The organism is Kordiimonas pumila (assembly GCF_015240255.1).
Lineage (GTDB): Bacteria > Pseudomonadota > Alphaproteobacteria > Sphingomonadales > Kordiimonadaceae > Kordiimonas > Kordiimonas pumila.
This window is the reverse complement of sequence record NZ_CP061205.1, coordinates 2,544,438-2,566,952: the sequence shown is the minus strand read 5'-3', so window position 1 is coordinate 2,566,952 and position 22,515 is coordinate 2,544,438. Positions and strand designations below refer to the sequence as shown.

The following is a 22,515-nucleotide window of genomic DNA, read 5'->3' as shown; positions in this document are numbered from 1 at the left end:
ATGGGAGCGGAAGCTTTAGCAACCGTTGATAAACTTAAGCAGTCTATGGCACTGCTGAGGAGGCATCTTTGACTGGGATCGTGCAGTCCTCAGACTAGAGGAATTGAATGCCCTTTCAGAAGACCCTGAGTTATGGAATAACCCTGCTAATGCACAAAAGTTGATGCGTGAACGCACCAAGCTTGATGAAGCTGTTTCTGCTGTCCTGTTCATTGAAACAGAGCTCACTGACACCTTAGAAATTCTTGCCCTTGCTGAGGCTGAAGCTGATACAGACATGGAAGCTGAGGCTGAGGAGGCTTTAAAGGCATTAGCTGAATCAGCGAAGACAGCTGAACTTAAAGCTTTATTATCAGGTGAGGCTGATGGGAATGACAGCTATATTGAAATCCATGCGGGAGCTGGCGGCACAGAAGCACAAGACTGGGCCGGTATGTTGTTTCGTATGTATTTAAGGTGGGCAGAAAGCCGCGGGTATAAAACGGAAACTGTTCAATATATGGACGGTGAAGAAGCGGGCATAAAATCTGCGACAATTCAGGTTAAAGGCGAGGATGCTTATGGCTGGCTGAAAACCGAATCAGGTGTTCACCGCTTGGTGCGAATCTCCCCATTTGATTCTAATGCAAAGCGCCATACCAGTTTTGCGTCTGTTTGGGTATTTCCTGTTATTGATGATTCAATTGATATTGAAATTATTGAAAGCGATTTGAAGGTTGATACCTATCGTGCATCTGGGGCAGGTGGCCAGCACGTTAATACTACAGACTCAGCAATTCGTATTACACACCTACCTTCAGGGATTGTTGTACAGTGCCAAGCGGAACGCTCACAACATAAAAACCGGGCTACGGCTATGAGTATGTTAAAAGCGCGCTTATATGAAGAAGAACTGCGTAAACGCGAGGAAGAAGCGAGCGCGGTGAATGCCCAAAAAACTGATATTGGATGGGGGCATCAGATACGATCTTATGTCATGCAACCGTATCAAATGGTTAAAGACTTGCGTACAGGTGAGGAATCAGGGCAACCTCAGAAAGTTCTTGATGGTGCACTGGATCCATTCATGGCTGCCGCACTTGCTGCCCGTGTGCACGGAGACAGCGGTAAGCCAGTAGAAGATATTGATTAAACCTTCTAGTAGGGAAAAATAACGTGAACGACGAAGACGATAAAAAAGACGACACGAAGATCGAAAGTGAACATCTGAATAAGATTTTATTTGGTGCGCGGAAGGTTTTCATTTCAAGTGCTATCAATATGGATATGGCAAAGGATGTTTGTGCCCGCTTGCATGCAATGGCGCATCTTTCAAATGAACCCATCACTATGCACATCTGTTCCCCTGGTGGCCACGTTGAAGCTGGTGATATGATACATGACACAATCAAGTTTATTGAGCCTGAAGTGATCATGATAGGTTCGGGGTATGTAGCGAGTGCAGGCGCATTAATCTATGTTGCTACAGATAAAAAGAACCGCTTCACAACACCTAATACGCGGTTTTTGTTGCACCAGCCAAGCGGCGGTGTTGGCGGTGATGCATCGAACATTTCAATACAGGCCAACCAAATACTTGCAATGCGGGAACGCCTGAATAAAATTTTTGCAGCAGCAACAGGGCAATCTCTTGAGCGGATCAGCAAAGACACAGATAGAGATTATTGGCTGACAGCAGAAGAAGCCAAAGAATATGGCTTGGTTGGTAAAATTATTACCACGCAAAAAGATATTAAATAATAGAAAGATACTTCGGTATTTAAAAAGGCGCTTTAAAGCGCCTTTTTTTATGAGAAAGAAGATAGAGCCTTACAGGTTACCCGTAAGACGTTTATTCTGCTGCAGCTTTTTTCTCGACAAAAGAGGGCGTTTCTTGCTCAGAGCTTTTTTTCTCGCGCGGGCTAGATGTATGTGCAAAATGCCCCGTTAATTTAGCTCCAGCCTCGACAGAGAGGCTTTCATGGTAAATGTCACCCTCAATAACCGCACTTTGTTCTAACCGAACTGAGCGCGCGCGTACTTCGCCTTTAACTGTGCCTCTAATACTAACTGTATCAGCTATAATTGTGCCAACAACAGAACCGGTTTCTCCCATGGCTAGGCCGCCACAGGCTAGGTCGCCTATAATGGTGCCATCAAGTTGCAATTCACCAGAGGTTTTAATGTTTCCTTTAATCTCAACATCTGATGCAATGATTGAAGGTGTTGCTGAAGAAACAGGTCGTGGAGCCTGTGTATTAAGATGAGCTGTTTTTTTCATGTCTTCCCTGGATTTTGAGAACATCGTTTGCTGCCTTTAAGAAAGGTAATGGATCTCTGACTTCACCTTCAAACCATATTTCATAGTGAAGATGACTGCCTGTAACGCGACCTGTTTTTCCCATTTCGCCGATCTGTTTACCTAAGTCTACTATTTCGCCCTTTTTAACGAGCAATTTACTCATGTGGCCATAACGGGTTTTAAAACCATTACCGTGTTCTATTTCGATCATTTTCCCGTATGGGCCAAACCAACCTGAATGAACAACTTTACCCGGAGCCGTCGCTAGTATCGGAGTTCCAGGCCACCCTGCCATGTCAAGGCCTGGATGATTAGCCCACGTGTGTTTAAGTGGGTCTTTCCTTCGTCCAAAACGGCTAGATAGGTAATATTCCTCAACAGGTTCGCCTACAGGAAAACTATCTAATACCATTGTGACAATCTCAAGGCGCTGCCAGCTTTCAAGCAATTCACTAAAGTTTTGGTTATCTTGCTCTGTGAATATGGGCTCAAAACCAATATCTGGGCTATACGGGCCGCCCATAGCTTGAGTATCGCTTTGCCATTGTCGAGTTAAATCATCCTGAGAGAGCAAAGTTGGCTGAAGGGCGCGGTCTATAATTTGGAGTTTGTTATTAACATCAATCGTTAAATGTCTAGCCAGTCTTTGCTGTTTATACTCTGCTTGCTGCAGCCGCGACATTAACTGTGCACGACGGGTAGAACTGGATAGTTCCCCAGCATTTACTTCACTACTACCCATAAGCACATCTAAAAGGGATGTTTTCGCTTTTGCTGCAGCTTCATCAGAGGTGTCATCCGTTTTTTTAGATTTTGGTTTAACGATGAGCGGCGCTGGCTGCATGGGGCCAATCACTTCTTCTAAAAATTTCTGCCGATCTTCAAGTTGGCGCGCACGACGCTCAATTTCTACTTCAAGGGTAGAAAAATCACTAGATAGAGTTTGATACTGCACAGACATGTTCGAGATAGTCTGGTTTTTTTGTTCAAGGCGCATATCATGTGTGAGGTAAGCGTAAGTTGTAACAGAACCCCAAATTAGAAACACCGAAGCAGCTGAAGCTATGAGAACTTGCGCATTGGTGCTGATGGTTAGAAACCTTACGCGACCTTCACTGCGCAGAAAAAGTTGGCGCTCAGGAAAGTACTTTCCGCGCCAGTATAAGATTTTTTCTTTTAATGTTAGTACTTTACTCAAATAAACTTCACGCTACTGCGTGCCCTAGCCATCCCTGTAGTATGTAGAGTATTCATTAAAATAATTAAAAATCACTCAAATTCGCTGCATTCCACCTATTTTGTGCAAAAAGGTCAAGGTAATTATGCATTATCTAACAAGTCTACAAGTGGTTCATAGAAAGAAACAGGCATGCCCGCTTGGTTTCTGGCATCACGGTTAAACGGGCCGCGCAAGGCACCTTTGAAATATGATTGAACCAATTCTTTAAACCAAACATTTGGGTCAAGGTCACCTTTTTCCGCTAAATACTTAAACCAGCGCGTTCCCGCCGCCACGTGGCGAATTTCTTCATCGTAAATAGTTTGCAGGATTCCAGCAGATACTTGATCACCGCTTTTTTTGAACTGCTCAATCATCTTGGGGGTTACATCCAGGCCGCGAGCTTCGAGAACCATTGGCACAATGGCCAGCCGGGCAGGTAAGCTATTTCTGGTATCAAGAGCTGATTGCCACAAGCCGTCATGCGCGGGCAGGTCACCATACAAGCATTCCAGAGTTTTCATCCTACTTGCAATAAGCGTGTAATGACGAGCTTCATCATCGCCAACACTTACCCAGTCATCTGTAAAGGCGCGGGGCATGACCCCCCCAAAACGAGCAATCAAATCGAACGCTAAATCAATGGCATTCAATTCAATATGTGCAATAGCGTGCAAGAGGGCGCGTTTGTTTGATTCAGAACCAGCTTTGCCACGCTTTGGCATTTGTGAAGGGTCTAGAAGCTGTGGGCGCTTGGGCCGTGCTGGCCTATCTGGGGGTGATTTATCAAATTGAAAGGATAGCTCGCCTGACTTCCACGCAGCAGCAACTATTCTGGCCTGATCAGCCTTTTCTCGTGCATTTTCTGTTTCCATAACACAAATGGCGGCATCAGATATATTCTCAAAAGTCTTTCTCATTAGGTGATAGCTTTCGCAGCATCTAGTACTGTCTCTGCATGCCCTTTTACTTTTACCTTACGCCAGATATTGTTAACCACGCCTTGGCGGTCAATCAAAAATGTAGCGCGCTCTATGCCCATATACTTTTTGCCGTACATGTTCTTTTCGACCCAAACACCATAATCCTCAATGGTTTTGCCTTCTTCATCAGATAAAAGCGTTACTTCAAGGCTATGTTTTGCAATGAATTTTTGATGCTTTGCTACGGTGTCCTTTGAAACACCAAGCACGATAGTTTCTGTTTTGTTGAAATCTTTAATAAGCGTCGTAAAGTCTTTAGCTTCTGTAGTGCAGCCGGGAGTGTCGTCTTTTGGATAAAAATACAGAACCACCTTTTTACCCAGTAAGGACGATAGTGATACAGTTTCATTACTATTCGCTGTTATGGTAAAATCTGGCGCTTTTTGGCCTATCTCAACAGACACTTTTTTCTCCGAAAATCATTTTAGAAGGTTGCTTTTACAGGGTGTTCTATCAGCTTTTTATATAGATTGAAAACCTTATGCTGTTTTTCCTTTAGAGTCTTTTCAAGTGCTTCAAAATTAGGTGCCTTTGTTGCGTCGATTAGAACCTGTTGCAGTCCTTCTGCAATTTCGTCTGAACTTTTAGGTGAAGAGCCTAAACATAATCTTAAAATGGATTGAATTTTTTGCTCATATGATTGCGCATCCAGTAATAAGGTTGCATCCTGCTTATGAAGAACCTTAGCAGTTTCCAGACGTTTTATAGCTTTTGTTAAATTTGAATGAAAAATTGAAGGGATCGCCGCGCCCTCTTTTAACAAAAGATATTGGCATATAAATTCCATATCAATCATACCGCCCCGGCAGTGCTTGATACTCCATATTGAAGTGGAGCCAAATTGGCTGAAAAGTTTTTCTCTCATATCCGCTACAGCTAATAATAGATCGTTTGTATCGCGGGGCTGAGTAAGCACATTCATAACGGCTTTGGTTAAGGGCGCTTTCATAGCTTCTGGGGCTAAGATAATCCGCGCGCGAGTAAGGGCCATATGTTCCCACGTCCAAGCCGAGGTTGTATAATATTCTTCAAAGGTTTTAAGCGTTACAACAAGTGGTCCTTGGCTGCCAGAAGGACGTAGCCTTGTATCAACCTCAAACAGACGACCTTCTGGTGTTAAGGCTGTGATAGCTGTTATGATATTTTGCCCTAAACGTGAAAAGTATAAGCTGGGTGTAAGCGGTTTTTCACCGTCTGATACAGCATCCATATTTTTCGTATGATAGAGAAAAATGATATCAAGATCAGAGGTATGGGTAAGTTCACTGCCGCCGTATTTACCCATGGCAAGGATACCAATTCCGCCGCCCGGAAATGCGCCATGCCGCCGCGCAAACTCCGTGCAAACACGGGGAACAAGTGCTTTTAAAACAACATCAGCTATACGGGCAAGTGCTGCACCAATTTCTTCTGTGCTTGCAATAGATTCAAGTAAATGGATACCTGTTCTAAATTTTTGTTCAGCAACATATTTTCTTGTTATGTCTAATACATCTTGAAAGTCATATGCGCTCGACAACATATTCTCTAGCTCATGCTGAAGGAATGCCTCATCCTCCACCGGTAAAAAAAAGTGTGGCTCCAGAACCATATCCCACAGTTGTGGTTTTTTTGATAATGTCTCTGCCAGTGCAGGGGCTAAGCCCATGACGCGTGCCAAAAGCTTAAATAAAGAAGGATTTGAGTGTAAAAGCGAAAACAATTGCACACCAGCAGGAAGTTGAGAGACAAAGCCGTCAAACCGGGCAAGTGCCGCCGACGGATTATATGTGCTACTAAAGGCTGTCACAATTTTTGGCAGACACTTTTCAAGGAGTTTTTTTGCTCGCTCTGTGTTTAGGGCTTTATATCTGCCTTGACGCCAACCGGCAATTATTGCCATTGCGCCTGATATGTCTGAGTAGGAAAGAGTTTCCAAGGTTTTTGCAAGTTCGGGCCCTGTAAAATTTTTATCTTCCGGCGTATTTTCTTCTGGCATGAGTTGGTCATAAATTTGGCTAACAGTTTCACAGTGCTCTTTGAGGGCAAACAGCAACTTTTCTGGGCTTTCATACCCTGTAAATAACGCAATCCGAAGTATGTCTTTATCGCTATTGGGAATTGAGTGTGTTTGTGCATCATCAATCATTTGAAGGCGGTGTTCTAATGTACGCAGAAATATATAGGCTGATCTAAGGGCTTGTTCAATTTCGGGTGGAATGAACCCTAATGATGAAAGTTCATCAAGGGCATTAAGTGTTTGTGTTACGCGCAGTTCTGGGTGTCTGCCAGCATGTAATAATTGGTTAATTTGGGCATAAAATTCAATTTCCCTAATGCCACCGTGACCTAGTTTAACATTGAAACCAGCCTTATATTCAGGCTTTTGGTCATAATGTCTGTTTATCTGGTTTTTGATGGCGGCTATATCGGTAAGTGCCGCGAAGTCTCTACTTTTACGCCATACCCAAGCAGCCATGTTTTTGAGATAGTCAGCGCCTACGGCTTTATCACCCGCTATAACTCTGGCTTTTATCATTGCTGATCGTTCCCAGTTAACAGCCATTGAATGATAGTAGTTTTCTGCCGCGCTTACGGATATGGCAAGAGGTGTGGCACTAGGGTCAGGCCTGAGGCGAAGATCAGTTCTAAATACATACCCATGCATCGTTCGCTGCTCAAGAATTTGCATCAGTTCCTGAGTGATTTTAACAAAACAAGTCGCTATTGATTTTGTACCTGAATATGTAATTTGTTCGGGATCATAAAGAGCGATAAGATCAATGTCGGATGAATAGTTTAGTTCGCCAGCACCTAATTTACCCATACCTAAAATAAAGTAACCACAGTTTTGTGCTAGTGAAACATTGACAGCTTTATCGTTATTTTTAGGCCACGGCAGTTCACCAGTTACCATGCGATCATGTAAAAGATGGGCGAGGGCAAGTTCTGTCGCCATATCAGCAAAATCACTGAGTGCTTTTGTGATTTTTTGAAGATGCCACCAGCCCGCTATATCCGCAACAGCAACTAAAAAGCTGACAAAAGCTTTTTGATTTCGCAAAAAAGCCATAAAATCAGCGCGTGTTTCTCCTTCAGGGCGGTCTGTTTTCATGCCGTCCATGATGTTTAAAAAGTGATGTTCTGAATCACCTTTTAGTATTTTAAGGGCAAAGTCAGGAAACCGTTCTGCGATGTTTGCCAAATAAGGACTGTTACCAAATATGGCATCAGCAAGATTTTTATCCGGGCCGTTTTGTTCATTTTGGTGCACAGTATTATTAAGAAGTACCCAGATTTCGTCTGCTTTTTGCGTATCATATGCATGCGGATATGGACTGGTTTGTATTGTCATGCTTTATATCCATAAAATAATCGGTTTATATAGTGTTCATACCTTGCGAACCCAAATCAAGGACCTTTGAGTGACTATCGACACTCCTATAACAAAACTGCTTAAATTTACCGGGCGCCTCATGGTGTCTCTATGCACTATTACGGTACTGTTAACATGTCTTGTGCTTGCACGGTTATTTTATGCACCTATTAATCTGGATTTTGCACGTGATGTAGTTATCGATGAAGTTGACGATTTTCTACCCGGATGGCAAATCTCTTATGAAACAGCAGAGATAGGGTGGGATTGGCGCTCAGTAAGACCATGGGTTTCGATTACTGATATCGCTCTGGTTGATAGACGAGAAAGAATGACAGCTTATATACCAGAAGCACGTGTGGGGGCTTCATTCTCAGGGCTGTTAACTGGCGCAGGTATATCCGACATTGAAATTGATAAAGCTAATGTTCATGTGCTTGACCTTGCTGGCTTTAGCGATTCTACGAGTGAAAGTATTTTTGCAGATTTATTGGCGTTTAAAGGCTTTCCTAAGCCTGTAGTTTTCAAACCAATCGCCGAAGCGTTCAGCCGCTTTACTGCGCGGCTACTTAAAAATGCGCCCAGACTGCAAAGCGTTATTCTTAATAATAGCAAAATATCGCTGGTGCGCGGCGCAAACCTGCCAGATGTAAGCCTAAGCTTACCTTCGCTTCGACTTGGAAATAACAATGAAGCGCTGGAAGTTAGTGCTCAAATAGATGCTTATATGGCTCAACAGCCAGTTAGAATCAGACTGGGTGGAAATGCTGAACCCTTTGAAGGGAAACTTTCGCTTAACCTTTCATTCACGGATATAGATTTTGCCCGTCTTGCCCTAACAAATGAAATGCCAGAAATTATGAGCTATTTGCATTTTCCTGTTGGTGTAAGTTTTGGCCTCAACATGACCTCAGCAGAGGGATTACGGTCTGCTTCCTTTAATCTAGATGTTGGTGAAGGGTATTTGCTTGATCCTGTAAGTTATCCCAAACCCGCTACCCTTCAATACGGGGTTATTTCTGGTGCATTTGATATGTCAGAAGAAGTTATTGTTTTCGACCGCATAGAATTTTCAACCGGCCAAAGAAATATAACTGGCAATGGGTTGATATACTGGGAAGAGGGGGAAGATAACGCAGGCTATCTTCTTGACCTAACCGCAAGTAAAGCCAGTATTTCAGATGTTTTAAGCTATTGGCCTATTAAAACACATCCAGATGGAACCCCGAGAGGGGCTCGCGTTTGGGTGGAAAATAATATGGTAGGTGGCACGGCGCTGGATGCACACTTAATGGTAAATATAAATCCTGATGGATCCACGCCGTTTTTGAATAATAGCCCGTTTCAATTAGACTTTAAGGTTCAAGGCGTTGAAACTTATTATCTTAAAGATATGAAGCCACTAAAAGATGTTTCAGGTTCAGGGTTATTAACAGAAACGAACTTTTCCGTGGATATTGATGACGGCACTATTGCGGGACTGCCTATTGCTGGATCAAAAGCTGATATGTCAGATATTGATGTGCCTGGCGGCGGAACAGGCGTGTTTTCTATTAACCTAAAGGGGCCTATTCAAGATATTCTTAGGGTGATTGATCCTGAACCGGTTCGTGTCTCTGATCGACTAAATCTAGATATTAATAGGTTTGGAGGTGAGGCAGAGGTTTTTGCAAAAATTACGCTGCCATTGGTGAAAAGCCCTGATACCGATGATGTTAAATATGAAGTTTCGGCGAAGACCTCCAACACTGTTTTAAAAGACCTATTGGATGGTGAAGGGCTAAGTGCGAGTGATATCACTCTCCAGCTAAATAACGATGAATTAACAGCGGAAGGTACGGGTGTTTTGAACGGCGTACCTATGAACTTATATTGGCGAGAAAACTTTCTTCTTGGTAGGCAAAATTTGTCAGCGGACACTAGTTTTTTGGTTATGAGCGCTAAGGTAGATGAAAATGACCTGAGTGCTTTAAAGGTTGACGTTAAGGATTATTTGGCCGGAAAAGCCATAGCGGAGGCAAGCTTTCTAGGACGTAACTTAAAGTTCAGAATTGGATATTTTTCAGCGGACGTTACGGATACTGTGCTTTCAATTCCTCAAATAGCTTGGGAAAAACAGACCTCTGTGCCGGCACATGTGACAGGCACATTAAAGCTAGATGGCGATAAGGTTACTCTTGAGCCTGTTATTATTCGTGGCGATAATATTGACATTGCATCAACGATGGAGTTTCCCTCTGCAAATAATGATACTTTTTCTCTTAATGCTACCGTGAGAAATTTAAATAAAACAACAGGAATGACGGTAGAGTTGCAGGCAGGTAATGCAAAGCCGGTTGAAGTGCTAATCACAGCTGACGCATTTGATTTGGCTCCCTTGCTATTAAAAGGAAAAACCACGCAAGCTGCCTCCGATGATCAGAGTAAAGACACTCAAGGCTTTAAAATATCACTAAAGACTGGCATTTTATACCTATTGAACGGTGAAAGCTTTTCAGATGTTGTTGCAAATCTTGAATTTACTAATGATGAACCCAAAAACCTATTCTTTACAGCCCGTGATGATATTGGACTTAGCCGTATTATTATCGAACCAAATGATCAAAATAATCAAAAAATTACTGTGGAAACCCAAGATGCAAGCGTTTTACTACAGGGCTTAGGCCTGTTCCCCCATGTTGATGGCGGAGGCCTTTTATTAAAAGGCGAGACAGGAGGGTGGGGCGAAGCTTTAGCTTTATCTGGTGATCTCGAAATCACGGGAACGCATCTTGTTGGCAGAAAACATCTATCTTCAGAGGTTACTGAAGGCATTATTGATGGCTTAGATGAATACCTAGGTGATGACGAGCTAGACCTTGATAAAGTAACTATGCCATTTTCATATGCAAACAGCTTGCTTGATATTAATAATCTGAAGGCAAATGGCTCATCACTTGGTATGACTATGGAGGGGCAAATACAAACAACTGAAGGCAAAATTAACATCAATGGTGTAATCGTTCCAGCCTACGGTCTAAATTCAATTTTGGGGAAAATACCTCTTGTTGGCGGCCTATTTTCTGGCGGTGATGGTAAGGGCTTATTTGGGGTAACATACAGAATTAAAGGCCTGACCAGCGACCCAAAAGTCTCTGTAAATGCTCTTTCTGGCTTGGCGCCAGGCTTTTTACGGCTACTTTTTGAAGGGGGCAAAGGAAAGGTTGACGCTATAGAAAGTCCAAAAGTCGATAAACCGCTGGATGAGCCTCAATCTATAACGCCCGAGGCCACGACAAACGAAAGCCAAGAGGCCCAAGATCCTGACCTTTACCAGGAACCTGAGCCTTAAAAATAAAGTTATTACGCAGTCGCTTTTACGAGAGCATGCCGCTTTTTACCCGAAGACAGTTTTATTTGACCACCCTGAATATTACTGGTGGTTACAAGCATCTCTTCACTGTCAATTTTTGCATCATTCAGCTTGGCCCCACCTTGCTTTATTAGGCGGCGCACCTCACCTTTGGAGGTGGCTAGCCCGGCATTTATAAATAGATCTACAATATTAATGCCAGTCTGTAAGTCAGATGATAACATTTGAATAGTTGGCAAGTCTTCACCCGCGCCGCCGTGTTCAAAGGTTTCTCGAGCAGTTTTTGCTGCAGCTATAGAGGCATCTTTACCGCGACATAGAGCAGTTACTTCATTTGCCAGTATAATTTTTGCCTCGTTAATTTCCGAGCCTTCAAGCGCTTCATAGCGTTTGATTTCACCCAAAGGCAATTCAGTAAACAAGCGCATAAAACGGCCAACATCAGCATCTTGAATATTACGCCAAAACTGCCAATAATCATATGCTGGCAGGCTAGCCTCGTTCATCCAAATTGCCCCGGAAGCCGATTTACCCATTTTTTTCCCATCTGACATGGTAATAAGCGGTGTCGTTAATCCGTAAAGTCCAAGGCCATTTACACGCCGGGATAGTTCAATACCATTGACAATATTGCCCCATTGATCAGAACCACCCATTTGAAGAAGGCAGTTATGTCGTTTCCCTAGTTCCATGAAATCATAAGCCTGAAGGATCATGTAATTGAATTCAAGGAAAGTCAGGGGCTGTTCACGGTCTAGCCTTAGTTTAACACTATCAAAAGTGAGCATGCGGTTTATGGTGAAATGAGGCCCAATTTCACGCAAAAACGGAATATATTCAATTTTATCGAGCCATTCTCCGTTGTTGACCATTACGGCATCTGTTGTGCCATCACCAAAAGTGAGAAAATTATCAAAGATAGATTTAATACCGTCCATATTACTCTGAATAATTTCATCGGTCATAAGTAGGCGAGATTCATCGCGTCCCGTTGGATCACCAATTTTACTCGTTCCGCCACCCATCAAAACAATAGGTTTATGGCCACATTTTTGCAGCCACCGAAGCATCATTATTTGTACCTGACTGCCAATATGCAGAGAGGGGGCCGTGCAATCAAAACCAATATAAGCTGAAATCGGACCAGATGCCATTTTATGATCAAGGGCATCCATATCTGTTGTTTGATGAATAAACCCTCGTTCATTCAATACGTTCAGAAAATCTGATTTTAAAGCAGCCATATTACATTCCAGTTAGATAAAATTTATCGTAATCTTAAAAAAGACTATTTAAGAAGTCGCTGATGTACCATAGGGTGTTCAAAAGGCAAAGCCTATCAAATACCCACAACGAATTTACAGGGAAAATTATGTCGTTTTTTGGTGAAACCGGTGAGATCAAGTGTGCAATCGGTTTAATGAGTGGCACATCAATGGACGGTGTTGACGCTGCGATGATTTATACTGACGGTGTTAGGGTGGAACGCTTAGGGCCATCAATGACAATTCCGTTTCCCTCAGATGTTAGGGACCGCATAAAAGAAGGAATGCATGTTGCAGCCAAGTGTGGCAGCAAGAATGATGCTCCAGAAGTTATTCGCTTGCTAGAGCAAGAGTTAACAGACTGGAATGCGCATGCGGTTGAAGAGTTACTTGCCATAACGGGGCAAAAGAAAAAAACTATCGATGTAATTGGCTTTCACGGTCAAACATTAACACACCGGCCCGATAGGGGCTGGACATGGCAAATTGGTGATGGTGGCCGGCTTGCAGGCCGTACGGGCATTCCTGTAGTGAATGATTTTAGGTCAGCTGATGTTGCGGCTGGCGGTGAAGGAGCTCCATTGGTGCCCCTATATCATGCGGCACTACTGAAAAGAGCAAGAAAACATAAAACGATTGCCGTTTTAAACATTGGTGGTGTTGCCAATGTGACTTGGGTTTCCTTCGCCAATAGTGATGATGAACCAGAAGTTATTGCCTTTGATACAGGCCCCGGCAATGCAATGCTTGATGATTGGGCTGAAATCCACACCGGCAAGCCATGTGACACCGACGGCAATTTGGCAGCGAGAGGCCTAAACCATGAAGAGGTTGTCATGGGCCTGATGGCTTCGCCGTATTTTGATGAGATGCCCCCAAAAACCTTGGATAGAGATGATTTTAATATTCAGGCAGTTCGGGGTTTATCGGCAGAAGATGGTTCGGCAACACTTACAAACTTTGTCGTAGAAACTATTGTTTCGGCCCAAAGTCATTTTCCAAGGCCGCCAGAGGCTTGGTATATTTGCGGCGGCGGGCGCCAAAATATTACATTAATGCGCAGGCTGAGGCGGCGTTTACCTGTCCTCCTTGATCCTATTGAGACCATAGGCCTTCGCGGCGACGCTATAGAAGCGGAAGCTTTTGCTTTTCTCGCCGTCAGGTCTAGACGGGGACTTCCTCTTAGTATACCTAGCACAACTGGTTGTAAGGAGCCCACATGTGGGGGCGTTTACCATGTGCCTTTAATGGCTAACTTTAAAAAATAAAACGCTAACCAATTGAGTGATGATTATTCACCACTCAATCGCATATTTAGGTATGCGTTAACTGATGCCATCATTGCGTTCAGTTCGGTTTCAAAAAAGTGGTTAGCATTTTTGATTATGTCATGATGAATGGTAATGCCTTTTTGCATTTTTAATTTTTCGACTAGCTTATGAATCGAAATAGGCGTCACCAAATCATCAGCGTCTGCTTGCACAATGAGTCCAGAGGACGGGCAGGGTGCCAGAAAAGAGAAATCATACTGGTTTGCTGGTGGAGCAACTGAAATGAAGCCTTTGATCTCTGGACGGCGCATTAAAAGCTGCATACCAATCCACGCACCAAATGAAAAACCTGCAATCCACGACCCTGTTGCATTTGGGTTCATCGACTGAAGCCAGTCAAGAGCAGAAGCAGCATCGGAAAGTTCACCAATACCTGCATCATATTCACCCTGACTTCTACCAACGCCGCGAAAGTTTATCCGAAGCGTTGCAAAACCACGATGCGCAAAAGCATGGTAAAGGTAATATGTGACCTTATTATCCATTGTCCCACCATATTGTGGGTGCGGATGTAAAATAAGCGCCACGGGAGACGTGTCTGTTTTACCAGGCTGGTATCGGCCTTCAAGTCGACCGGCTGGTCCGTTGAAAATAATTTCGGGCATAAGAAATCTTTTTCGGTACTAGATGTTAAATGTTAAAACAGCAGTAAAGCCGTAGTGTGAAGTGATATATAGAATTTTAACAGCAAACCGCAAGTAAACTCGACCATCATATGCAAATTAGAATTGAATGTACCCAAAAATGGGCCTATGCCAGCCATTATGAAATATAAACACTATCTTGATTATAACGCGACATCGCCGATTCGCACCAGCGTGATTGAAAAGGTTGCCTCCACAATGGCAGTGGTGGGTAACCCATCTTCTGTTCATGCTGCTGGGCGTGGTGCACGTGCTGAAGTGGAAGAAGCCAGATCAAAAATTGCAGCACTTGTCGGTGCACGGCCACGGGATATTGTATTTACCGCAAGTGGCACGGAGGCAAATAACACTGTCATTATGGGGTCAGGTGCAGCTTCACTTGTCGTTTCATCTATCGAGCATGACAGCACTTTGGCGGCTGTCCGTAAGTCTGGCTTGCCAGTTCATATGATAAAAACATCCAAAACCGGAGTTGTTGATTTAATAAGCCTCGAGCAGAACCTGAAAATAGCCCTTAGACCAGCGCTTGTTTCAGTAATGCTTGCTAATAACGAAACCGGGGTGCTTCAGCCGATTAGTGAAATTGCAGAAATAGTGCAAAAATATGGCGCAAGGCTGCATACTGATGCTATTCAAGGAGCTGGTAAGGTTCCGATAGACCAAACCTCGCTGGGGGCAGATTATATAACGCTCTCGGGCCATAAAATTGGTGGGCCACAAGGTGTTGCGGCTATTGTTTTAAAACCAACAGCCCCCTTAATGCCCCTTGTTGTTGGTGGCGGACAGGAGCTTGGGCGCAGGTCTGGCACCGAAAATGTTGCAGGTATTGCAGGTTTTGGGGTAGCCGCGATTGATGCTTTAGTTGGCTTGGCTGATATGATGCGCTTACAGCAACTGCGTGATACGCTGGAGCGTAAAATAATAGCTATTTCAGGCGAATCTTCTGTTGCAGCCTTATCAAGTGAACGCTTGCCTAATACCAGTTGTTTACTTATGCCGGGTGTCAAGGGGGAAACACAGGTGATGCATTTTGATTTGGCTAGTATATGCGTTTCTTCAGGGTCCGCATGCTCATCTGGCAAAGTAAAAGTATCCCATGTTTTATCTGCAATGGGGTATGATGATACAACGGCGACTTCATCCATCAGGGTATCGCTTGGGTACCAGACAAGTAACGATGATATAGTTGCGTTTGCTAATGCATGGCATACAATTTATAACCGAACACATAATTCGCGCGGATAATAGAGTTTATGACACAAGCTATCTATCTTGATTATCAGGCCACGACACCGCTTGACGAACGTGTTCTTTCGTCAATGATGCCTTTCTTTCAAGAAAAATTTGGCAATCCGCATTCAAGTACACATGCTTATGGCTGGGAAACAGAAGCAGCCATTGAACTAGCTCGTGAAAACATTGCGACCTTAATCGGTGCTGGCCATGATGAAATTATATTTTTATCGGGGGCAACCGAGGCCAATAATCTTGCTATTAAAGGTGTGATGGAGGCTTGGGGGCAAAAGAAACCCCATTTGGTGACTGTTGCAACAGAGCATAAGTGCGTACTTGAAGCAGCAAAATACTGTGCCGCAAAAGGGCTTGAGTTAACCGTGCTCCCGGTAAAACCCAATGGATTAATAGATTTAGACCAATTGCGCGGTTCACTCACTGATAAAACGGCGCTGGTTTCGGTTATGGCTGTTAATAATGAAATTGGCGTTATCCAGCCTATTGCTGAAATAGGCAGAATTGCACACGCAAAGGGGGTGCTGTTTCACTGCGATGCAGCACAGGCTTTTGGCAAAATTCCTCTTGATGTTAATTCTATGAATATTGATTTCATGAGTATTTCTGGCCATAAAATATATGGCCCAAAAGGAATTGGTGCCCTTTATAAACGTAACGGTCGTCAAACTGCCCTTATCCCTCAAATGTCTGGTGGCGGACAAGAATATGGCTATAGGTCTGGTACAGTAGCGCCTGCTCTTGCGGTAGGGCTTGGTAAAGCGGCTGATATAGCATCAGATGAAATGGTTCAGGAAATTGGTAGAACAGCTACAAAAATGGGACGCTTTAAAGATATGCTCTTTAATGCTTTGCCCGGGCTTATCCTCAACGGTGATGCCTTGGCACGGTGGCAAGGCAATTTAAATCTAACATTTCCCGGTATAGACGGTTCAATTTTACTAAGCTCAATTAGGGGAATAGCGCTGTCTAGTGGTGCTGCATGTGCTTCAGCTGTATCTGGGCCTTCGTATGTTTTGCAGGCGATAGGGAAAACGGAAGCTGAGGCCCAATCCTCACTACGCATTGGAATAGGGCGCTTTACTACTCGTATTGAACTTGATAGAGCTGCAGATATAATTATTAAAGCTGTTCATGAAGCAGGGGGCATTCGCTTATGACGCTTGTGCGGCTTTATTTTATTAAACACGACGGTAATGAGGTTGAAGTTACAGCAGAATGTGGGGCTTCCATCTTGCAAATAGCACAAGAAAATGGCCTTGAAATTGAAGGTGCCTGTGAAGGCAATATGGCTTGCTCAACATGTCATGTTATTGTTGATAAAGAGTTTTATGACCTGCTTCCTGAAGCTAGCGATGAGGAAGAAGAAATGCTTGATCTCGCAAGTGGGCTCAGGGCCACATCAAGGCTAGGGTGCCAATTACTTGTGACATCAGAGCTTGACGGTATGAAGTTAATTCTGCCTAAGGAAAGCAGAAATATGATTGGGTTTTAAACTCATGATAAACCGCTAACGCAGCTCTCCGATGTGTTAAGCGCCAAAAATACGGCCTTATTCAAATCGCTCTGGAAGATGATCCTCATCCGCTAAATCAGAGAAGCGTGTAAATTCTTTTTCAAACGCTAACTGAATAGTACCCACGGGACCGTGTCTTTGTTTGCCAATTATTAGTTCGGCCTTCCCATAGAGTGCAGACATCTGCGCTTGCCATTCTGCATGCTTCACTTGATCGCTTTCAGATGGTTGATCTTTTTCTTTGTAATATTCTTCCCTAAAGACAAACATCACCATATCAGCATCTTGCTCAATAGAGCCAGATTCGCGAAGATCAGAAAGCATGGGGCGTTTATTTTCGCGCGATTCAACGGTACGGCTAAGCTGCGATAAAGCTATTACTGGAATATGAAGTTCCTTTGCTAACCCTTTAAGACCACGCGTAATTTCTGAAATTTCTTGTACACGATTTTCTGAGCCACCTGCTTTGTTACTACCACGTAGAAGCTGTAAGTAATCGACCACGATAAGCCCTAGATTGTGTTGGCGCTTAAGCCGCCGTGCGCGGGTTCTAAGGCTAGCTATTGTCAGGGCTGGTGTATCATCAATAAACAAAGGTACATCTTCAAGAGTAATTGCCGCTCTAGCAATTGCTTCAAATTGATCTTGTGTTAACTTGCCCTGACGCATGGCGTGAGATTGAATAGGGTTATGGCCATCATAAAACCGATTGGCAATATCAGAGAGAATACGCGCAGCAAGCTGATCGGCGGACATCTCAAGGCTAAAAAAGCAAACAACAGCGCCTTTAGATCTTTCTAAGTCCACGCCGGACATTCGGTCCTGAGAGTATCGCTCTGCGGCATTAAAGGCGATATTTGTAGCTAAAGCTGTTTTACCCATAGCCGGACGGCCTGCAAGTATCACAAGGTCACTGTTATGAAGCCCTCCAATTTTATCATTAAGTTTGGTAAGGCCTGTCGTAATACCAGATAAACTGTCAGGGTCTTTGTAAGCATTTTCAATATTTTCAACGGCTACTCTAAGAGCGCGAGAAAAGGGCTGTGCACCAGTCTCTGCTTGCCCAAGTTCAGCAAGATCAAATAATTGTTTTTCTGCGTCTGAAATTTGATCAGATGCTTCCTCATCAATTGGAGAATCATAAGCGTTATTAACCATATCTTCGCCGATATGAATAAGAGACCTGCGAATTGATAGGTCATAAATCGTTCGACCATAGTCTTCAGCGTTAATGATGGTCGCTGCGGAGGCGGCAAGCCTTACAAGATACTGGGCGCCACCAACATCAGTAAGGGCTTCGTCATTTTCAAAATATGGTTTTAATTTAACCGGATCAGCAATCTGGTTTTTATCCAGCAGTTTGAGAACAGATTCGTATATTCTGCCGTGAACCGGCTCGAAAAAATGCTCAGGGCCTAAAAAGCCCTGAACCTTTTGTGCGGCTTCATTGTTTACCAGTATAGAGCCAAGTAAGGCTTGCTCAGCCTCAAGGTTATGCGGGGGTTGCCGGTATTTTGGAGAGGCCTCATCGTCATTAGCAATAATTGGACTGTTTCTAAGTGACATGAAGTTACTTTCCCTGAGATTTATATCTTATACCTATGGCATACTAAACATATGCCCGGCTATACAACTGGCAAATAAACTTATGCCCGTTATTTTATCCACAAGGGGATAACTCTGGGGATAACTTTTGAAAACGGTAAATAAAAAGGCGGCTAAAAAAGCCGCCTTTTAAAGAACGATAAGAGAGAAATCTATTCTTCAGACTTTTCCTCTTCAGACGCTTCAGCTTCTGAAGCGTCAAGAACTTCATCTTCCAGATCATCATCTTGATCGAAAGTGCTTTCGAAGTCTGATTCAAACCGGTCATCAGCAACAACAGCTGAGCCTGTTTTAAATTGCGTTTCAGCTTCATCAACAGAGCGGGCAATGTTAACAACAACTGTTTGTGCAACTTCAGGGTGCAAACGAATAACTACATCGTGCAAACCGATAGTTTTGATTGCGCGATCCATAACAACAAGGCTACGGGCAATCTTAACACCAGCTTCAGTAACTGCATCAGCAATGTCGCGGCTTGTAACCGAGCCATAAAGCTGACCGCTTTCACCAGCAGCACGAACCATAATAACCTTAATATCGGTCATTTGTGCAGCAACTGCTGAAGCTTCATCTTTACGTTTCAGGTTCTCAGTTTCAAGGTATGCACGCTGAGCTTCAAAAGCGGCTTTGTTTGATGCAGTAGCACGCAAAGCTTTTTTCTGAGGCAGAAGGTAGTTACGGGCAAAACCGTCTTTTACTTTAACAACAGCGCCCATCTGGCCGAGTTTTTCAACGCGTTCAAGTAGGATGACTTCCATTTTATGTCTCCTCTGTGTGCGACTATTGAACGATAAACGGCAGTAAAGCGATATTCCGTGCACGTTTAATCGCTTTAGCCAATTCGCGCTGTTTCTTTGCAGATACAGCTGTAATACGGCTAGGAACGATCTTACCGCGCTCAGAAACATACTTCTGCAGCAATTTTACGTCTTTATAATCAATTACTTGTGCACCTTCGCCAGTAAACGGGCATGTTTTACGACGACGGAAAAAAGGACGACGAGCAGCCATTAGTAACGCTCCTCTCTCTTGTCACCGCGTGGTGGGCGACGGTCTTTATCTGCTTTTGAGCGAAGAACAACCGATTGGCCTTCCTCAAACTCATCAACGCGAATTGTCATAAACCGAATTACATCTTCGTGCAGACGTGCTTGACGTTCCATTTCTGAAACTGCAGCATGTGGTGCATCGAGATTCAAAAGCACATAATGGCCTTTACGGTTTTTCTTGATTTTATAAGCGAGGTTTTTAAGGCCCCAATATTCGTTTTTAGCGACTTTACCGTCATTTTCCTCAATGATTTTGGAAAAATCGGCAGTAATGGCTTCCACTTGCGAGGTGCTAATATCTTGCCTTGCAATGAAAACATGCTCATATAAAGCCATGTTTTGCTCCTGTATGCTGATCGCGCTATAGTCCCCATGACCATAGCCTCCAGCTCTCTTCCGAAAGTGCCTGACGCGTCAGGACGGGCCTCTATAGCGTCATGAATGCCCAAAAGCAAGGAAAAGTGGGCTTTCAAAAACAAATTCGTATAAATACTTGCTATCAACTATGCTCCTGTGTCAGATGCCGATAATATTTTGACGTGAATCGGAGGATAAATATGACCCGCGCACTCATTTTTCCTGGGCAAGGTAGCCAGTTTGTAGGCATGGGCAAATCTCTTGCTGATGCAGAGAATGCCGCAAAGCTGGTATTTGAGGAAATTAACGATGCACTTTCGCAAAATCTTTCAAAGATCATGTGGGAGGGTTCAGAAGATGATTTGCGTCTGACAGAAAATGCTCAACCTGCCTTAATGGCTGTTTCCCTTGCTGTTATAAGAGTTCTTGAGGCTGGCGGTCTGAAGGTTGCTGATATAGCAAGCCATGTTGCGGGTCATTCCCTCGGGGAATACTCTGCACTTGCCGCCGCTGGTGCTTTCTCTATTGCGGATACTGCACGCCTTTTAAAGTTACGTGGTCAAGCCATGCAGCGTGCCGTTCCAGTGGGTGAGGGTGCTATGGCTGCCCTTCTTGGCCTTAGCATGGATGCTATAAAGGAAGTTGTTGAAGCTGCAGCTCAAGGGCAGGTAGTGGTCGCTGCTAATGATAATGCTGACGGGCAAATTGTAATTTCTGGACATTTAGCAGCTGTTGAGCGTGCTATTGAAATTGCTAAAGAAAAGGGGGCAAAACGTGGCATGTTGTTACCTGTATCCGCACCGTTTCATTGTCCTTTAATGAAACCAGCTGCTGATGAGATGAAAAGCGCACTAGCTGATATTAAAGTAGAACGGCCTGTTCTGCCTGTTATTGCGAATGTATTAGCTGCTCCTATTAGTGAACCAGATGGCATTAAGACTTTACTAGTTGAACAAGTAACAGGCTCTGTCCGGTGGCGAGAATCAGTCGCCTCCATGGCCTCTCTCGGCGTAACATCAACTGTAGAGGTTGGTGCAGGTAAAGTGCTAACAGGCCTTGTGCGCCGTATTGATAAGTCACTTGAAACTTTCAATATTCAGGAACCTGCTGATATTGAAGCTTTTGTAAAAAGCATATAAAATCGGGGAATTTCATGTTTAATCTAACAGGTAAGAAAGCACTGGTAACTGGTGCTACAGGTGGTATAGGGGCTGCTATTGCAACTACTCTCCATGCGGCTGGCGCAGAAGTTGCCATATCAGGTACGCGATCAGAAAAGCTGCAAGAACTTGCAAGCAAGCTTGGTAACCGGGTTCATGTTTTGACAGCTAATCTTTCAGATCGTTCAAGTGTTGATGACCTTGCTAAAGCTGCCGCTGATGCAATGGGAGGCATTGATATACTTGTTAATAATGCAGGCATAACCAAAGATAACCTTGCCATGCGCATGAAGGATGATGACTGGGATAGTGTTATGCAGGTTAATCTCGAATCAGCTTTTCGCCTTATGAAAGCTTCTATGCGTGGCATGATGAAGTCTCGCTGGGGCCGTATTATCAATATAACATCTGTTGTTGGGGTTACAGGGAACCCGGGGCAGGCAAATTACTGCGCTTCAAAGGCTGGAATGATTGGTATGTCCAAGTCCTTTGCACAGGAAGTTGCCACTCGTGGCATCACTGTAAACTGTGTTGCGCCAGGATTTATTGCAACACCAATGACTGATGTACTGACAGACGATCAAAAAGCGTCTATTACAAGAAATATTCCATCGGGTGACTTGGGCTCGCCAGAAGACATTGCTGCAGCTGTCTTATATTTAGCAAGCCCAGAAGCTGGTTATGTTACAGGCCAGACCTTGCATGTGAATGGTGGGATGGCCATGATTTAGAGATACGTAATCATAACTAATGCCATATTTAAGTAACTCAGGCTTCTCAAAGCTGGGAAACTGTGTTACGAGCACCAACGATGCGGCGCGGTTTAAGGATTTAACGATCCTTAAGGCCGTACAACGGGGGAGTTTAATGTTGAACAAACCCATTATATCAGTGTTAAGAACGAGGAACTGAGCAATGAGCGATATTGCCGACAAGGTGAAAAAAATTGTAGTCGAGCACTTAGGCGTTGACGAAGATAAAGTCACCGACACTGCTAGTTTTATTGATGACCTTGGCGCAGACAGCCTTGACACCGTCGAGCTTGTAATGGCGTTTGAAGAAGAATTCGGTATTGAGATTCCAGACGATGCGGCTGAAAAAATTCAGACCGTTAAGGATGCGATCGATTTTATTAGCGCGAATTCCTAAG

21 protein-coding genes are annotated in these 22,515 nt (G+C 43.8%); 10 read left to right on the top strand and 11 right to left on the bottom strand.

Going from position 1 to position 22,515, the window contains the following annotated elements:
• Together prfB and ICL80_RS11260 are read left to right on the top strand one after the other, a co-directional pair.
• A protein-coding gene (gene prfB, locus ICL80_RS11265; RefSeq protein ID WP_194212303.1) for a peptide chain release factor 2 occupies nucleotides 1-1,132 on the top strand; the annotation gives its coding sequence in 2 pieces (ribosomal slippage) (nucleotides 1-69 and nucleotides 71-1,132; 1,131 coding nt in all).
• Nucleotides 1,133-1,155: 23 nt separating this feature from the next.
• On the top strand, nucleotides 1,156-1,740 hold the full coding sequence (locus ICL80_RS11260) for an ATP-dependent Clp protease proteolytic subunit (protein WP_194212301.1): 585 nt from the start codon (nucleotides 1,156-1,158) through the stop codon (nucleotides 1,738-1,740).
• A 91-nt stretch (nucleotides 1,741-1,831) separates the two neighbouring features.
• On the opposite strand, the gene ICL80_RS11255 is transcribed toward ICL80_RS11260, so the two are convergent.
• The 5 genes from ICL80_RS11255 to ICL80_RS11235 all read right to left on the bottom strand — a co-directional run bounded on the left by ICL80_RS11255 (nucleotide 1,832) and on the right by ICL80_RS11235 (nucleotide 7,817).
• On the bottom strand, nucleotides 1,832-2,260 hold the full coding sequence (locus ICL80_RS11255; RefSeq protein ID WP_194212299.1) for a bactofilin family protein: 429 nt from the start codon (nucleotides 2,258-2,260) through the stop codon (nucleotides 1,832-1,834).
• A complete protein-coding gene (locus ICL80_RS11250) occupies nucleotides 2,238-3,479 on the bottom strand; it encodes a M23 family metallopeptidase (protein WP_194212298.1) in 1,242 nt (413 codons plus the stop codon). Before ICL80_RS11250 ends, ICL80_RS11255 begins: the two co-directional genes overlap by 23 nt.
• 122 nt (nucleotides 3,480-3,601) lie before the next feature.
• Nucleotides 3,602-4,420, bottom strand: coding sequence for a ferritin-like domain-containing protein (locus ICL80_RS11245; protein ID WP_194212296.1), 819 nt, complete (start codon nucleotides 4,418-4,420; stop codon nucleotides 3,602-3,604).
• Entirely contained in the window at nucleotides 4,420-4,887 is a 468-nt protein-coding gene (bcp, locus tag ICL80_RS11240; protein ID WP_194212294.1) for a thioredoxin-dependent thiol peroxidase, read from the bottom strand. Before bcp ends, ICL80_RS11245 begins: the two co-directional genes overlap by 1 nt.
• A gap of 20 nt (nucleotides 4,888-4,907) precedes the next feature.
• Nucleotides 4,908-7,817: a bifunctional [glutamine synthetase] adenylyltransferase/[glutamine synthetase]-adenylyl-L-tyrosine phosphorylase gene (locus ICL80_RS11235; RefSeq protein ID WP_194212293.1), complete on the bottom strand. Its 2,910-nt coding sequence runs from the start codon at nucleotides 7,815-7,817 to the stop codon at nucleotides 4,908-4,910.
• Between the two features lie 70 nt (nucleotides 7,818-7,887).
• On the opposite strand from ICL80_RS11235, the gene ICL80_RS11230 reads away from it, so the two are divergent.
• Nucleotides 7,888-11,169 carry a YhdP family protein gene (locus ICL80_RS11230; RefSeq protein WP_194212288.1) on the top strand — a complete coding sequence of 1,094 codons (3,282 nt, stop codon included), beginning with the start codon at nucleotides 7,888-7,890 and terminating at the stop codon, nucleotides 11,167-11,169.
• An 11-nt stretch (nucleotides 11,170-11,180) separates the two neighbouring features.
• On the opposite strand, the gene tyrS is transcribed toward ICL80_RS11230, so the two are convergent.
• On the bottom strand, nucleotides 11,181-12,434 hold the full coding sequence (tyrS, locus tag ICL80_RS11225; RefSeq protein ID WP_194212286.1) for a tyrosine--tRNA ligase: 1,254 nt from the start codon (nucleotides 12,432-12,434) through the stop codon (nucleotides 11,181-11,183).
• Between the two features lie 128 nt (nucleotides 12,435-12,562).
• Here tyrS and ICL80_RS11220 point away from each other — a divergent pair, with 128 nt between their 5' ends.
• Nucleotides 12,563-13,723, top strand: a complete 1,161-nt coding sequence (locus tag ICL80_RS11220) for an anhydro-N-acetylmuramic acid kinase (RefSeq protein ID WP_194212284.1) — start codon at nucleotides 12,563-12,565, stop codon at nucleotides 13,721-13,723.
• A 23-nt stretch (nucleotides 13,724-13,746) separates the two neighbouring features.
• On the opposite strand, the gene ICL80_RS11215 is transcribed toward ICL80_RS11220, so the two are convergent.
• A complete protein-coding gene (locus tag ICL80_RS11215) occupies nucleotides 13,747-14,391 on the bottom strand; it encodes an alpha/beta hydrolase (RefSeq protein WP_194212282.1) in 645 nt (214 codons plus the stop codon).
• Between the two features lie 159 nt (nucleotides 14,392-14,550).
• On the opposite strand from ICL80_RS11215, the gene ICL80_RS11210 reads away from it, so the two are divergent.
• From ICL80_RS11210 to ICL80_RS11200, 3 genes are read left to right on the top strand one after another with little or no spacing between them, the layout of a single operon-like run.
• Nucleotides 14,551-15,675 carry a cysteine desulfurase family protein gene (locus ICL80_RS11210; RefSeq protein WP_194212280.1) on the top strand — a complete coding sequence of 375 codons (1,125 nt, stop codon included), beginning with the start codon at nucleotides 14,551-14,553 and terminating at the stop codon, nucleotides 15,673-15,675.
• A gap of 8 nt (nucleotides 15,676-15,683) precedes the next feature.
• Nucleotides 15,684-16,838: a cysteine desulfurase family protein gene (locus ICL80_RS11205; RefSeq protein WP_194212278.1), complete on the top strand. Its 1,155-nt coding sequence runs from the start codon at nucleotides 15,684-15,686 to the stop codon at nucleotides 16,836-16,838.
• Nucleotides 16,835-17,173, top strand: coding sequence for a ferredoxin family 2Fe-2S iron-sulfur cluster binding protein (locus ICL80_RS11200; RefSeq protein WP_194212276.1), 339 nt, complete (start codon nucleotides 16,835-16,837; stop codon nucleotides 17,171-17,173). Before ICL80_RS11205 ends, ICL80_RS11200 begins: the two co-directional genes overlap by 4 nt.
• Nucleotides 17,174-17,230: 57 nt before the next feature.
• Here the strand turns inward: ICL80_RS11200 and ICL80_RS11195 are convergent, their stop codons facing one another.
• The 4 genes from ICL80_RS11195 to rpsF form a co-directional block, all read right to left on the bottom strand.
• Nucleotides 17,231-18,760: a replicative DNA helicase gene (locus ICL80_RS11195; RefSeq protein WP_194212274.1), complete on the bottom strand. Its 1,530-nt coding sequence runs from the start codon at nucleotides 18,758-18,760 to the stop codon at nucleotides 17,231-17,233.
• A gap of 191 nt (nucleotides 18,761-18,951) precedes the next feature.
• Nucleotides 18,952-19,557, bottom strand: coding sequence for a 50S ribosomal protein L9 (gene rplI / locus ICL80_RS11190; RefSeq protein ID WP_194212272.1), 606 nt, complete (start codon nucleotides 19,555-19,557; stop codon nucleotides 18,952-18,954).
• 22 nt (nucleotides 19,558-19,579) lie between these two features.
• Nucleotides 19,580-19,810, bottom strand: a complete 231-nt coding sequence (gene rpsR / locus ICL80_RS11185; RefSeq protein WP_194212270.1) for a 30S ribosomal protein S18 — start codon at nucleotides 19,808-19,810, stop codon at nucleotides 19,580-19,582.
• Nucleotides 19,810-20,184, bottom strand: coding sequence for a 30S ribosomal protein S6 (gene rpsF, locus ICL80_RS11180; RefSeq protein WP_194212268.1), 375 nt, complete (start codon nucleotides 20,182-20,184; stop codon nucleotides 19,810-19,812). Before rpsF ends, rpsR begins: the two co-directional genes overlap by 1 nt.
• 221 nt (nucleotides 20,185-20,405) lie before the next feature.
• Here rpsF and fabD point away from each other — a divergent pair, with 221 nt between their 5' ends.
• The 3 genes from fabD (at nucleotide 20,406) to ICL80_RS11165 (ending at nucleotide 22,514) form a co-directional block, all read left to right on the top strand.
• Nucleotides 20,406-21,344, top strand: coding sequence for an ACP S-malonyltransferase (gene fabD, locus ICL80_RS11175; RefSeq protein WP_194212267.1), 939 nt, complete (start codon nucleotides 20,406-20,408; stop codon nucleotides 21,342-21,344).
• Nucleotides 21,345-21,358: 14 nt separating this feature from the next.
• Complete coding sequence (fabG, locus tag ICL80_RS11170) at nucleotides 21,359-22,096, top strand: 3-oxoacyl-[acyl-carrier-protein] reductase (RefSeq protein ID WP_194212265.1); 738 nt, start codon at nucleotides 21,359-21,361, stop codon at nucleotides 22,094-22,096.
• A gap of 184 nt (nucleotides 22,097-22,280) precedes the next feature.
• Nucleotides 22,281-22,514: an acyl carrier protein gene (locus ICL80_RS11165; protein WP_194212262.1), complete on the top strand. Its 234-nt coding sequence runs from the start codon at nucleotides 22,281-22,283 to the stop codon at nucleotides 22,512-22,514.
• The last annotated feature ends 1 nt before the right edge of the window (nucleotide 22,515 follow it).

What these genes read in the sequence shown, in the direction of transcription:
- rpsF (WP_194212268.1), bottom strand. Translation starts at nt 20,184, where the DNA reads ATGGCTTTATATGAGCATGTTTTCATTGCAAGGCAAGATATTAGCACC.
- tyrS (WP_194212286.1), bottom strand. Translation starts at nt 12,434, where the DNA reads ATGGCTGCTTTAAAATCAGATTTTCTGAACGTATTGAATGAACGAGGG.
- ICL80_RS11255 (WP_194212299.1), bottom strand. Translation starts at nt 2,260, where the DNA reads ATGAAAAAAACAGCTCATCTTAATACACAGGCTCCACGACCTGTTTCT.
- ICL80_RS11195 (WP_194212274.1), bottom strand. Translation starts at nt 18,760, where the DNA reads ATGTCACTTAGAAACAGTCCAATTATTGCTAATGACGATGAGGCCTCT.
- fabG (WP_194212265.1), top strand. Translation starts at nt 21,359, where the DNA reads ATGTTTAATCTAACAGGTAAGAAAGCACTGGTAACTGGTGCTACAGGT.
- ICL80_RS11245 (WP_194212296.1), bottom strand. Translation starts at nt 4,420, where the DNA reads ATGAGAAAGACTTTTGAGAATATATCTGATGCCGCCATTTGTGTTATG.
- ICL80_RS11235 (WP_194212293.1), bottom strand. Translation starts at nt 7,817, where the DNA reads ATGACAATACAAACCAGTCCATATCCGCATGCATATGATACGCAAAAA.
- ICL80_RS11220 (WP_194212284.1), top strand. Translation starts at nt 12,563, where the DNA reads ATGTCGTTTTTTGGTGAAACCGGTGAGATCAAGTGTGCAATCGGTTTA.
- ICL80_RS11200 (WP_194212276.1), top strand. Translation starts at nt 16,835, where the DNA reads ATGACGCTTGTGCGGCTTTATTTTATTAAACACGACGGTAATGAGGTT.
- fabD (WP_194212267.1), top strand. Translation starts at nt 20,406, where the DNA reads ATGACCCGCGCACTCATTTTTCCTGGGCAAGGTAGCCAGTTTGTAGGC.
- ICL80_RS11215 (WP_194212282.1), bottom strand. Translation starts at nt 14,391, where the DNA reads ATGCCCGAAATTATTTTCAACGGACCAGCCGGTCGACTTGAAGGCCGA.
- ICL80_RS11205 (WP_194212278.1), top strand. Translation starts at nt 15,684, where the DNA reads ATGACACAAGCTATCTATCTTGATTATCAGGCCACGACACCGCTTGAC.
- rplI (WP_194212272.1), bottom strand. Translation starts at nt 19,557, where the DNA reads ATGGAAGTCATCCTACTTGAACGCGTTGAAAAACTCGGCCAGATGGGC.
- ICL80_RS11210 (WP_194212280.1), top strand. Translation starts at nt 14,551, where the DNA reads ATGAAATATAAACACTATCTTGATTATAACGCGACATCGCCGATTCGC.
- ICL80_RS11165 (WP_194212262.1), top strand. Translation starts at nt 22,281, where the DNA reads ATGAGCGATATTGCCGACAAGGTGAAAAAAATTGTAGTCGAGCACTTA.
- rpsR (WP_194212270.1), bottom strand. Translation starts at nt 19,810, where the DNA reads ATGGCTGCTCGTCGTCCTTTTTTCCGTCGTCGTAAAACATGCCCGTTT.